General features: G+C 62.3%; 11 protein-coding genes and 1 pseudogene. 2 read left to right on the top strand and 10 right to left on the bottom strand.

Features of this window, described 5'->3' with window-relative positions; translation table 11 throughout:
- Positions 1-61 precede the first annotated feature (61 nt).
- The 5 genes and pseudogenes from gltX to serA all read right to left on the bottom strand — a co-directional run.
- Positions 62-1,453 (bottom strand): annotated as a pseudogene (gene gltX / locus U2H20_RS11850) (glutamate--tRNA ligase); the annotation flags it as partial.
- Between the two features lie 138 nt (positions 1,454-1,591).
- Positions 1,592-2,371 (bottom strand): fumarylacetoacetate hydrolase family protein, encoded by a 780-nt coding sequence (locus tag U2H20_RS11845; protein ID WP_430592484.1) that lies wholly within the window; start codon positions 2,369-2,371, stop codon positions 1,592-1,594.
- Positions 2,368-3,462 (bottom strand): branched-chain amino acid aminotransferase, encoded by a 1,095-nt coding sequence (locus tag U2H20_RS11840; protein WP_430592483.1) that lies wholly within the window; start codon positions 3,460-3,462, stop codon positions 2,368-2,370. The genes U2H20_RS11845 and U2H20_RS11840 overlap by 4 nt, the downstream gene beginning before the upstream one ends.
- A 29-nt stretch (positions 3,463-3,491) precedes the next feature.
- Positions 3,492-4,553, bottom strand: coding sequence for a 3-isopropylmalate dehydrogenase (locus U2H20_RS11835; RefSeq protein ID WP_430592482.1), 1,062 nt, complete (start codon positions 4,551-4,553; stop codon positions 3,492-3,494).
- Between the two features lie 75 nt (positions 4,554-4,628).
- Positions 4,629-6,221 (bottom strand): phosphoglycerate dehydrogenase, encoded by a 1,593-nt coding sequence (gene serA, locus U2H20_RS11830; protein ID WP_430592481.1) that lies wholly within the window; start codon positions 6,219-6,221, stop codon positions 4,629-4,631.
- 180 nt (positions 6,222-6,401) lie between these two features.
- On the opposite strand from serA, the gene U2H20_RS11825 reads away from it, so the two are divergent.
- Positions 6,402-6,890, top strand: coding sequence for a YbjQ family protein (locus U2H20_RS11825; RefSeq protein ID WP_430592480.1), 489 nt, complete (start codon positions 6,402-6,404; stop codon positions 6,888-6,890).
- A gap of 90 nt (positions 6,891-6,980) precedes the next feature.
- Entirely contained in the window at positions 6,981-7,370 is a 390-nt protein-coding gene (locus tag U2H20_RS11820; RefSeq protein WP_430592479.1) for a DoxX family protein, read from the top strand.
- A gap of 80 nt (positions 7,371-7,450) precedes the next feature.
- Here the strand turns inward: U2H20_RS11820 and U2H20_RS11815 are convergent, their stop codons facing one another.
- The 5 genes from U2H20_RS11815 to U2H20_RS11795 all read right to left on the bottom strand — a co-directional run bounded on the left by U2H20_RS11815 (position 7,451) and on the right by U2H20_RS11795 (position 11,797).
- Positions 7,451-7,864, bottom strand: coding sequence for a hypothetical protein (locus tag U2H20_RS11815; protein WP_430592478.1), 414 nt, complete (start codon positions 7,862-7,864; stop codon positions 7,451-7,453).
- The gene (locus U2H20_RS11810; protein ID WP_430592477.1) at positions 7,861-8,292 is read right to left on the bottom strand and encodes a hypothetical protein; all 432 of its coding nucleotides are present in this window, start codon (positions 8,290-8,292) and stop codon (positions 7,861-7,863) included. The genes U2H20_RS11815 and U2H20_RS11810 overlap by 4 nt, the downstream gene beginning before the upstream one ends.
- A 159-nt stretch (positions 8,293-8,451) precedes the next feature.
- Positions 8,452-9,477, bottom strand: coding sequence for a ketol-acid reductoisomerase (gene ilvC, locus U2H20_RS11805; RefSeq protein WP_430592476.1), 1,026 nt, complete (start codon positions 9,475-9,477; stop codon positions 8,452-8,454).
- 13 nt (positions 9,478-9,490) lie between these two features.
- Positions 9,491-10,006, bottom strand: a complete 516-nt coding sequence (ilvN, locus tag U2H20_RS11800) for an acetolactate synthase small subunit (protein ID WP_430592475.1) — start codon at positions 10,004-10,006, stop codon at positions 9,491-9,493.
- 3 nt (positions 10,007-10,009) lie between these two features.
- Positions 10,010-11,797: an acetolactate synthase large subunit gene (locus U2H20_RS11795; protein WP_430592474.1), complete on the bottom strand. Its 1,788-nt coding sequence runs from the start codon at positions 11,795-11,797 to the stop codon at positions 10,010-10,012.
- Positions 11,798-11,832 lie beyond the last annotated feature (35 nt).

Raw genomic sequence — 11,832 nt, 5'->3', positions numbered from 1 at the left:
TTTCTTCTTTTCCGAGCAAGACCATCGATTCGAACAGCGGCGGGCTGATCCGGCGACCACTGATCGCAACCCGCAACGGCGTGAATGCGAAGCGCGGCTTCAGCCCGAGACCTTCGATGAGACTTTCGCGAAGCACTGCTTCAATGGGTTCGAGCTCCCACGCACCCAACTCGGTCAACGCGGCCGTCGCTGCAGCAAGCACTGCTGGGGCGTCGTCCTTGAGCTGGGCGAGCGCATCATCGGCGAAGTCGAGGTTCTCATGCGAGGTGAACAGGAACGACAACAGCGCGGGCGCCTCTGCGAGCAGCTGCATGCGCTCCTGCACGAGCGGTGCAGCACTTGCAAGGAGCACGCGCTCCTCTTCGGTCGGCGGCGTGCTCAAGACCTCGGCGAGGTACGGCTCGAGGCGGGCCGCGAAGTCGACCGTGTTCAGCATCCGAATGTGGTCGCCGTTGATCGCTTCAGCCTTTTTGACGTCGAAGCGAGCCGGGTTCGGGTTGACGTTCTCAACGTCGAACGCCTCGATCAACTCGTCGCGCGTAAAAACGTCGCGATCGGCTGCAATTGACCAGCCGAGCAGCGAGAGGTAGTTCAAGAGCCCTTCTGGCGTGAAGCCAGCGTCACGCAGCAGGAACAGGTTCGACTGCGGGTCGCGCTTCGAAAGCTTCTTGTTCCCCTCGCCCATGACATATGGCAAGTGACCGAAGCGCGGGATCACGTCGGTGACGCCGATCTCAATGAGCGCCGAGTAGAGCGCGATCTGGCGCGGCGTCGAGGAGAGCAGGTCTTCGCCGCGGAGCACGTGCGTTACGCCCATGAGTGCGTCGTCGACCGGGTTGACGAAGGTGTAGAGCGGCTTGCCGTTCGGTCGCACGACGACGAAATCGGTGAAGCTTCCTGCAGGGAAGGTGATGTCGCCGCGGACGAGGTCGGTGAACGAAATCTCGCCCTCGGGCACGCGCAGGCGGAGGCTCGGCTGACGACCCTCGGCACGGAACTGCGCCTTCGTCGCTTCATCGAGGTCCCGCTCGTGGTTGTCGTAGCCCTGTCGAGCGTCGCGGCCAGCCGCAACATTGCGCGCTTCCATCTCTTCTGGGGTCACGAACGATTCGTAGAGGTGACCCGAGGCCTTCAAGCGCTCGATGATCGCTTCATAGATCTCGGTGCGCTGCGACTGACGGTACGGCGCGTGCGGCCCAGCGGTCTCGACGCCTTCGTCCCAGGTGATGCCGAGCCAAGACATCGCTTCGAGCAGCTGCTGGTAGCTTTCTTCGCTGTCGCGAGCCTCGTCGGTGTCTTCAATGCGGAACACCAACTTGCCACCGTTGTGTCGCGCGTACGCCCAGTTGTAGAGCGCCGTCCGGATCAACCCGACGTGCGGGGTTCCGGTTGGAGAAGGGCAAAAGCGAACGCGAACGTCGCTTCCAGTGGCAGTGGAGAAGGCATGACTCATGATGCCTTCATTGTATTGGTGCGGGGTGACGCCGCCGGAATTCTCCTGCTCAGTCGCAGCGCACGAACTCCATACGAACAACGGCCGAGCACCAGCGCAATTCGCGTGCCCCCCCCCCGGCCGTTGTTCAACGTCGCTCTAAGCGGATCGTTCCCGCTCGTTCACGACCGGGTTTTCGAGGACTCCAAGACCCGTCACGGAAACAGCAACTCGCTGTCCGTCCTGCATCGGCCCGACACCCTCTGGCGTTCCGGTCAGGATGACGTCGCCCGGGAGCAGCGTCATCGCGGCACTGACGAAGGCGATCACTTCGGCGACACCGAAGATCATGTCGCTCGTATTGCCCGACTGCTTGACCTCGCCGTCGAGACGCGTCTCCACTGTCAGACCATCGAGGGTGTACTCGGTCTCGATGAACGGTCCGATCGGGCAGAAGGTGTCGAAGCCCTTACCCCTGGTCCACTGCGGCTCACCCTTTTGCAGGTCCCGAGCAGTGACGTCGTTCGCAATCGTGACGCCGAACACCACGTCGAGCGCGTCCTCGACGGACACCCGACGAGCGACCTTGCCGATGACGACCGCGAGTTCACCCTCGAAGTCGACGCGAGAGGATTCCGGCGGCAAGACGATCGAATCCTCCGGCCCGATGACCGAGGTGTTCGGCTTCAAGAACACGAGCGGCTCTTCCGGCACCTCGTTGCCGAGTTCTTCTGCGTGCGCACGATAGTTGCGGCCGACGCCGATGACTTTTGAGCGCGGAATGACCGGCGCGAGCAGCTTCGCGTCGCTGAGCTTGACGCGCTCCCCGGTGGTGTCGAAGCCGGCGAACATCGGGTCGGCTTTCAGTACGACGAGCTCTTCTTCGTCGATGATGCCGAAGCGGATCGCCCCGCCGACGCTGAAGCGAGCGATCTTCACGCGTGCGCCTCCGTCAGCTGGTGCATCCAGCCGTGGCGGTCTTCTGCACGGCCGTACTGAATGTCGGTGAGCTGCTTGCGGAGTGCGAGCGTGACTTCGCCAGGCTCTGCATCTTCTTGCCCGATGCTGAAGTCTTCGCCGCGGAGCTGTGCGATCGGCGTGACGACCGCGGCAGTGCCGCAGGCGAATGCTTCGACGATCGAACCCGATGCAACGCCATCTCGCCACTCGTTCAGCGTCACGGGGCGCTGTTCCACCTTGTGACCGGCGTCCTCTGCAAGTTGCAGCAGCGAGTTGCGCGTCACGCCGTTCAGGATGCTGTCGCTCTGCGGCGTGATGAGCGTGCCGTCGTCTCGGACGAGCACGATGTTCATGCCGCCGAGCTCTTCGATCGCTCCGTCACCCGAGTCGTTCAGGAACAGGACCTGCGAGCACCCGTTCTTCTGCGCGATCTGGGTCGGCAGCAGGCTCGCGGCGTAGTTTCCACCACACTTGGCCGCTCCGGTTCCGCCCTTGCCCGCGCGGTTGTAGTCGGTGGAAAGCCAGATGTTGACGGGCTTCACGCCCTTCGGGAAGTAGGCGCCAACGGGTGAGGCGATCACCATGAACAGCGCACGGTGGGCAGCCCGGACGCCGAGGAACACCTCGTTCGCGATCATGAAGGGGCGCAGATAGAGGCTCTGCTCTTCGCCGCCGGGCACCCAGCGCTCGTCGATCTCGACCAGTCGCTGCACCGCTTCAATGAAGGTGTCTTCGGGGAGTTGTGGCAGGGCGAGGCGCTCGGCACTGCGCTGCAGTCGCTTTGCGTTCTGATCCGGGCGGAAGGTCCAGACGGAGCCGTCTTCCTGACGGTACGCCTTCATTCCCTCGAAAATCTCCTGCCCGTAATGCAGGACCGCGCTGGCAGGGTCGACCTGCAGCGGCGCGTAAGGCTCGATGCGCGCATTGTGCCAGTCGTCATCGATCGTCCAGTCGACAGCCGCGACGTGGTCTGTGAAGTGGATGCCGAAGCCCGGGGCTGCCAGGATCTCTGCACGAGCAGCATCGCTCTTCTGCGTCGTCGATTCGGTGGTGGTGAACGAGAGTGTCATGGCGTTCTCATTTCTTACAGTCGCAGTGGTTAAGGGTTCGAGATCTTGGCGACCACATCGTCACCGATCTCTTGCGTCGATCGTCCAGTCTTCGTGTCAGAGACATCCGCGTCAACGGCGTTCCGAATGGAGGCCGCTTCAGCTTCGAAACCGAGGTGTTCGAGCAGGAGCGCCCCGGAGAGAATTGCTGCGCGTGGATCTGCTTTGCCTGTTCCCGCGATGTCGGGGGCTGAACCGTGCACCGGTTCGAACATGCTCGGGAAGGTGCCGTCCGGGTTGATGTTGGCACTCGCTGAAAGCCCGATTCCCCCGCCGATTGCTCCGGCAAGGTCGGTGATGATGTCACCGAACAAATTATCGGTCACAATCGTGTCGAAACGCGAGGGGTTTTCGACCATGAAGATCGTTGCGGCGTCGACGTGCAGGTAGTCGACCGACACCTCGGGGAACTCCGCCGCGACTGCACTGACGATTCTCTGCCAGAGCCCACCGGCGTGAACGAGCACATTCTTCTTGTGCACGAGCGTGAGGTGCCCCCGGCGCTTCATCGCTGCGTTGAACGCAAACCTGACGACACGTTCGACGCCGAACGCGGTGTTGACGCTCGTCTCGTTCGCGATCTCCTGCGGAGTGCCAACGCGCAGCGCGCCGCCGTTGCCGACATAGGGGCCTTCTGTGCCCTCGCGCACCACGAGGAAGTCGACCTCGCCGGGATTCTTGAGCGGTGAGCCGATTGCAGGGTGCACCACGGTGGGACGCAGGTTCACGTAGTGGTCGAACGCGAAGCGCAGCTTGAGCAGCAGACCGCGCTCGATGATGCCGCCGGCAAGGCGCTTGTCTGACGGGTCACCACCGACCGCGCCGAGCAGGATCGCATCGTGCTTCGCGAGTTCCTCGAGCGTCGAATCATCGAGGATGACTCCCGTGTCGAGGTAGTGCTGCGCACCGAGCGCGAACTCGGTCTCGTGCAGCGTCACCGCTTCGGGCAAGGCCGCGCGGAGCACCTTCCTGGCTTCAGCAGTGACTTCACTGCCGATTCCGTCACCGGCGATCACTGCCAGTTTGATGTCCTGAATGCGCGTCTCAGCCACGTTCTCCCCTAGGTCTTCTGCACCCCACTGTAGCCAAGGGGCAGTTGCCCGTGGCGACAGCGAGTGTGCCTTACGTTACGAAGCGACGATGTCGATTTCGCGGATCGAGACCGCGTCGATTGCCTCGCCGACGCGCTTCAAGAGCTCGTCGGGTGCAGCCTGGTCGACAGAAATGACCGACAGTGCTGTGCCGCCCTCTTCGGTGCGAGCAATCTGCATGCCTGCAATGTTGATCTGGCTTTCGCCGAACTCGCGGCCGTAGATCGCGACGATACCGGGGCGGTCGACGTACTCCATGACGATGTGGTGCTTCGCGAACGGCACTTCGACATCCTGGCCGTTGATCGCGACGATCTTCTCGATCTGCTTCGGACCGGTGAGCGTTCCGGAGGCCGAGACGGTCTGGCCGCTGATCGTCGTTGCGATGACGGTCACGACGTTGCGGTATTCCTCGCTCTTCTCGTCGACGGTCAAGCGAGATTCGACGCCGCGCTGCTCTGCGATGACGGGTGCGTTGACGAAGGTGACCTGCTCGCTCACGATGCTCTGGAAGAAGCCCTTGAGCGCTGCGAGGCGCAGCACCTTGACGTCGTAGGCGGCGAGTTCGCCGCGAACCTCGATATCGACGGCCGAAACTGCTTCGTGCGCGAGGCCGGCAGCGAACTGACCGAGCTTCTCACCGAGGGAGATACCAGGGCGCACGTATGGGTCGATGATGCCACCGGCGACATTTACCGCGTCAGGAACCAGATCGCCCGAGAGTGCGAGACGAACCGACTTCGCGACTGCGACGCCGGCCTTTTCCTGCGCCTCGTCGGTCGAAGCACCAAGGTGTGGCGTGACCTGAATACGCTCGAGGCTCGTCAGCGCGTCGTCCTTGGGCGGCTCAGAGGTGAAGACGTCGAGTCCAGCGCCTGCGATACGACCGGTCGAGAGCGCCTTTGCGAGCGCGGCCTCGTCGATGATTCCACCGCGGCTGGCGTTCACGATGCGCAGCGATGGCTTCGCGAGTTCGAACTCGGCGTCGCCGATGAGTCCGGTGGTCTCTGGGGTCTTCGGGATGTGCACCGTGATGAAGTCCGACTCGGCCATCAGCTCATCGAGCGTCCTGAGCTCGACGCCAAGCTGCGCGGCACGCGCGGGGCTGACGTAGGGGTCGAAGGCGATGAGCTTCGTACCGAAGGCCAGGAGCCGCTCGGCAACGAGCTGACCGATGCGACCGAGACCAACGATGCCGACGGTCTTCTCGTAGAGTTCGACGCCCGTGTACTGGCTGCGCTTCCATTCGCCGCGCTTGAGGCTGGCGTTGGCGTCCGGGAGGTGGCGGGCCAGTCCGAGCAGGTGCGCGATCGCCAGCTCGGCAGCAGAAATGATGTTGGAGGTCGGAGCGTTCACGACCATCACGCCAGCGGCGGTGGAGGCCGGAATGTCAACGTTGTCGAGGCCAACGCCCGCGCGAGCAACGACCTTCAGCTTTGGCGCGTGCGCGATCGCTTCCGCGTCGACCTTTGTCGCACTGCGCACGAGAATGGCGTTCGCGTCTGCGAGCGCTGCGAGCAAGGCCGGACGATCCGTCCCGTCGACCGTTCGCACATCAAAATCGGGGCCCAGCGCCTCGACGGTGGCAGGAGAAAGCTCTTCGGCGATCAAAACGATTGGTTGAGACACGAATGTGTTCCTTATGTGAGTGGATTGGTGTCGCGATCGTTGCGGCGATTCCATGCTACTTCGGCGAAGATGCCCTGCCCACCACGTTGCGCTGTTTTACTCGGCCACTTCGCAGTTCTGCTCGGTGACTTTGCAGTTCTATAGGCCAAGATGAAGCAACAACGCTCGAAAGGAACCGCGATGATCATCGTCACGACAAATGAGATCCCTGGCTACCGAGTGCTCGCTGTGCACGGCGAAGTCATGGGACTGACCGTTCGAGCGCGCGACTTCGGCGCCAACTTCATCGCAGGTTTTCGCTCGCTCGGTGGTGGCGAGATCCCCGAGTTCACGCAGGCCCTCTACGAGAGCCGCATGCAGGTGATGAGCCGAATGGTCGGAGAAGCAGAGCAGCGTGGAGCCAACGCGATCATCGGAATGCGATTCGACGCGAGCGAGATCGGCCAGGCCTGGACCGAGATCTGCGCGTACGGCACCGCAGTGATCGTCGAACCGATTCCGCACGGTGAGCCGGGCGCGACCGTGCAGTCCTCCTCCGTTGCGAATTCGCAGCAGGGCCGACCGCAACGCGCGCAGCAGCAGCCTGCACACTTTGCCCCGCAACCCGGTCCACCATCCGGCCAGCCGATGCCGGGGCAGCCGATGCCGGGCCAATACCCGGGGCGCTGATTTCGCACTTCCCGGCGAACTCCTTGCAATGAGTGGCAAGGAGTTCGCGGATTCTGCCCGCACGCGGGTCATGCGGCAAGATGAACTCTCGTGGATCCTTTTGAAGTCACCCAGTGGGTAGTCCGAATTCTGCTCGCGGTCGCATTTACGTTCATGGGCGTCCTGCACTTCGTGCCGAAGGTGCAGCGCGCGATGGCGTCGATGGTTCCACCGAACCTTCGCTTCAAGAAGCCGCTCACACCACGAGCACTCGTGATCTACTCGGGCATCACGCTCATCGTCGGCTCCTTGCTGCTCGTTATTCCGGGGCTGCACCTTGCCGGTGCCATCGTGCTGGTCGTCACGCTCATCGCGGTGTTCCCGGCGAACGCCTACGCCTCGACACAGCCGGAACGATTCGGTTCATTCGCGGTGCCGGTGAAGGCTCGCGCAGTTGCACAGATCTTCTTGATCGCGCTCTGCTTCTTCGCTGGCGTTTAGAACACCTCAGGCGGCTGGATCAGGCGCGACGGGCGTTCCAAGCGATGCAGCCCTACTTGAATTCGAGGGACGCAGCCTGACTACAGGCCGAGGGCGTTCGCAGCCCAGAATCGAGCAACCTCTTCGAGCGTGAGTGAGATCGTCGCGCTTGCCACAAGGCCCGCGAGCAGGATTCCGCTCTTCGCCACGATCCCTCGGCCTCGACCCACTGCCATCGCCCCCGCGAACAGCAGCGCGGGAGCAAGCACACCGACGATGAGGAGCGGCCAGGGCACGACGTCACTGCGGCCGATCATCTCGTAAATCTCTGGAACGCCGACCAGATTGGTCAAGCCTTCGAGCAGGTCGTATCCGTAAAAGAGCGCGAAGACGAGGAGCACCAAAATGGAGTCACTCTTCCTTGCGACAAGCGGCTGAGCCAAGTCGTCGTCGTTCATTGTCTCGACTGCGTCGCGCTCTTCATCTGCGGTGTTGCGTGCGTCTTCGGCGCTCATGCGAATTGTCCAATCACGAGTGTCCACGGGAACAACAGGACCACGCCAACGCTCCACCACAGGATTCGGCTCGGCGTCGAGGCGACGTTTCGCAGCACGACCGCGAACCACACCACCCCACCGATGATCGTCAAGAACTGACCGAACTGGTACATGATCAAACCGACGAGGCTCGGCTGCTGCACCGGGTTCTGCGTGGCGGCGATGACCCATCCCACTGAGATCGCAAGGAGCAGGGCCCCGAACACGACAACCGCGGCAGTCGATGCTGGGCTCCTCGGAGCAACCGCGACGGCAGGATTCGCCTCGAGCGGCGCATCGTCCTCGGGAGCATCAGCGTACGAGGACGTCGCTGGGGCGCGGCCGAACTCTTCGTCACCCTCCCAGCTCAGGGCGTCTTGATCGTCATCTGGTTCTTTCATGGTCACTGCAGCACTGTAGCCCGAGTTCGCTGAGAGATTGCGCTTCGTCTTCTGGGTAGAAAGCGCCGGGCAATGTTCACCCGTCGGAATTCGCGGGCCGAGCGCTGCGGACGAACAAAAGGCGGGCCCGGACGCAATGTCCGAGCCCGCCTCGTGCAGAATGCTCTATCGAGCGGAGCTGCCGTCCGTGTAGTCGGCGTCTGGCTGCGACCACGCGAAGAGGCTGCGCAGTTCTTGACCGGTCTTCTCGATCGGGTGCGCTGCACCCTTTTCGCGGAGAGCCTTGAACTCTGGCGCGCCAGCGTCCTGGTCCTCGATGAAGCGCTTCGCGAACGCACCATTCTGGATGTCGGCGAGCACGGCCTGCATGTTCTTCTTGACGCTCTCGTCGATGACGCGCGGTCCGGAGACGTAGTCGCCGTACTCAGCGGTGTCGGAGATCGACCAGCGCTGCTTCGCGATGCCGCCCTCCCACATGAGGTCAACGATGAGCTTCAATTCGTGCAGGACCTCGAAGTACGCGATCTGCGGCTGGTAGCCGGCCTCGATCAGCGTTTCGAAGCCGTACTGCACGAGCTGCGAGGTTCCACCGCAGAGCACTGCCTGCTCACCGAAGAGGTCAGTCTCGGTCTCTTCCGTGAAGGTCGTCGTGATGCCGCCGGCACGGAGGCCACCGATCGCACGCGAGTACGACCATGCGAGGTCCCAAGCGCTGCCCGATGCGTCTTTTTCGACAGCGACGATCACGGGAACACCGCGACCTGCTTCGAACTCACGACGGACCGTGTGCCCTGGGCCCTTTGGCGCGACGAGCACGACATCGACACCGTCTGGCGCCTGGATGTAGCCGTAGCGGATGTTGAATCCGTGGCTGAAGAGCAGCGTCTTGCCTTCGCTCAGGTTGGGAGCAATGTCGTCTGCGTACAGGCCGCGCTGGTGCTGGTCTGGAGCGAGGACGACGATGACATCGGCCCAGGCGCTCGCCTCTGCGGGGGTCTCTACGACGAATCCTGCGTCAGCAGCCTTCTGGCGGCTCGCTGAGCCTTCCTTGAGCGCGACGTGCACCTCGACGCCGGAATCGCGGAGGTTCTGCGCGTGCGCGTGCCCCTGCGATCCGTAGCCGATGACGGCGACCTTCTTGCCCTGGATGATGCCCAGATCTGCATCGTCGTCGTACTTCACATCAGTCACTGGTGTGTCCTTCCTACCGGTTGTCATTCCTGAGCACACGCTCAGAAATAGATTTGCCGCCGCGTCCGATCGCGACGAGTCCTGATTGCGCAATCTCCTTGATGCCATATGGCTCGAGCAGCTTCAAAAGCGCGGAACATTTCTGCGAGTCTCCAGTCACTTCAATGACCATGGCATCGGTCGTCACATCGACGACGCGTGCGCGGAAGAGAGTGGAGGCCTCAAGAATTTGAGAACGTGTTGAGTTGTCGACCTTCACCTTGATGAGCATGTGCTCACGCTGCACAGAGTTGTGCTGTTCCAGTTCGACGATCTTCACCACGTTGATGAGCTTGTTGAGCTGCTTGGTGACTTGCTCGAGTGGCAATTGATCAACATCAACCACAACCGTGATTCGGCTGAGATTTGGTACTTCCGTTGGTCCAACGGCAAGAGATTCAATATTAAACCCGCGGCGGGCGAAAAGTCCCGCAACGCGCGTGAGGAGTCCGGGCTTGTCTTCAACAAGCAGCGACAGTACGTGGCTCATGACCTACTCCTCTTCCCACTCGGGTGAATGTTCTTTGGCGTACTGCACCAAAGAGTTGCCGACGCCCTGGGGCACCATCGGCCACACCATCGAGTCGCGGCTGACGACGAAGTCGATGACGACTGGTCGATCGTTTGTTTCGAGCGCGAGCTTGATCGCGGGATCGATCTCCTCGGGCTTCGTCACGCGAATCGAAAGGCAGCCGTAGGCGTCGCCGAGCTTCACGAAGTCAGGGATCATACGAGCGCCGTGACCGGTCTCGAGGTCGGTGAACGAGTGTCGGCCTTCGTAGAAGAGGCTCTGCCACTGGCGCACCATTCCGAGCGAGGAATTGTTGATGATCGCGACCTTGATCGGGATGTCATTGATCGTGCAGGTCGCGAGTTCCTGGTTGGTCATCTGGAAGCAGCCGTCGCCGTCGATCGCCCAGACCACGCGGTCGGGCTCGCCGACCTTCGCGCCCATGGCGGCCGGGACGGAGTAGCCCATCGTTCCCGCACCACCTGAGTTCAACCAGGCGTTCGGGCGTTCGTACTTGATGAACTGCGCAGACCACATCTGGTGCTGGCCGACGCCGGATGCGAACACGCCCTCCGGTCCGGTCAGCTCGCCGATGCGCTGAATCACATACTGCGGCGAGAGCTGGCCGTCGGTCGGTTCGTCGTAGCCGAGCGGGAAACGCTCACGAAGCGTGTTGAGGTACTCCCACCACGATGCGATGTCGGCGGTTCCCTCAGACGCTGCGTCGACGAATGCTGGAGTGAGGTCTGCGAGGACCTCTCGCACATCGCCGACGATCGGCACATCGGCCATACGGATCTTCGAGATCTCGGCCGGGTCGACGTCGACGTGAATGACCTTCGCGTTCGGAGCGAACTCCGAGACCTTGCCGGTCACACGGTCGTCGAAGCGTGCACCGAGCGCGATGATGAGGTCGGACTCCTGCAGCGCCAAGACTGCAGGAACCGTGCCGTGCATTCCCGGCATACCGAGGTGCTGTTCGTGCGAATCTGGGAACGCACCACGGGCCATGAGCGTCGTGACCACAGGAGCTCCAGTGGTCTGCGCGAACTCTTTGAGCTCTGCACTCGCCCGCGCACGGATCACACCACCGCCGACGTACAGCACAGGGCGTTCGGATGCAGTGATGAGCTGTGCAGCTGCCTGCACCTGCTTGCCATGCGCTTTTGCAACCGGACGGTACCCGGGCAGGTCAATCTTTTCTGGCCAGACGAACGGTGCAGAGTTCTGCTGCGCGTCCTTCGTGATGTCGACGAGCACCGGCCCCGGACGACCCGAAGATGCGATGTGGTACGCCGCCTTCAAAACCGCGGGCACTTCTTCGGCGCTCTTCACCTGGAAGGAGTGCTTCGTGATCGGCATGCAGATACCGGTGATGTCGGCCTCTTGGAAGGCGTCGGAGCCCATCAGGTGACTGAAGACCTGACCGGTGATGCACAGCAGCGGAACGGAGTCCATGTACGCATCAGCGATCGCGGTCACAAGGTTCGTCGCACCAGGGCCGCTGGTCGCGATCGCGACACCGACCTTGCCGGTCGCGCTCGCGTAGCCCTCGGCAGCGTGCCCAGCACCCTGCTCGTGGCGGACGAGGATGTGACGAATCTTCGACTGCTGCATCAGCTCGTCGTAGAACGGAATGATCGCACCACCAGGAAGTCCGAACACATCGGTGACACCAAGAAGCTCGAGCGAACGAAGGATCGCACCGGATCCGGTCAGTACTTCAGGTTCAGCGCTGCGAGGCGCCGCAGGTCGAGGCGCAATTGTCATGATGAAACTTCCTTGATTGCTTGAACGTGGTTGGG

The organism is Humidisolicoccus flavus, assembly GCF_045689595.1.
Taxonomy (GTDB): Bacteria; Actinomycetota; Actinomycetes; order Actinomycetales; family Microbacteriaceae; genus Humidisolicoccus; species Humidisolicoccus flavus.
The sequence above is the reverse complement of the archived record's forward strand: the minus strand, read 5'-3'. Positions and strand labels throughout refer to the sequence as shown.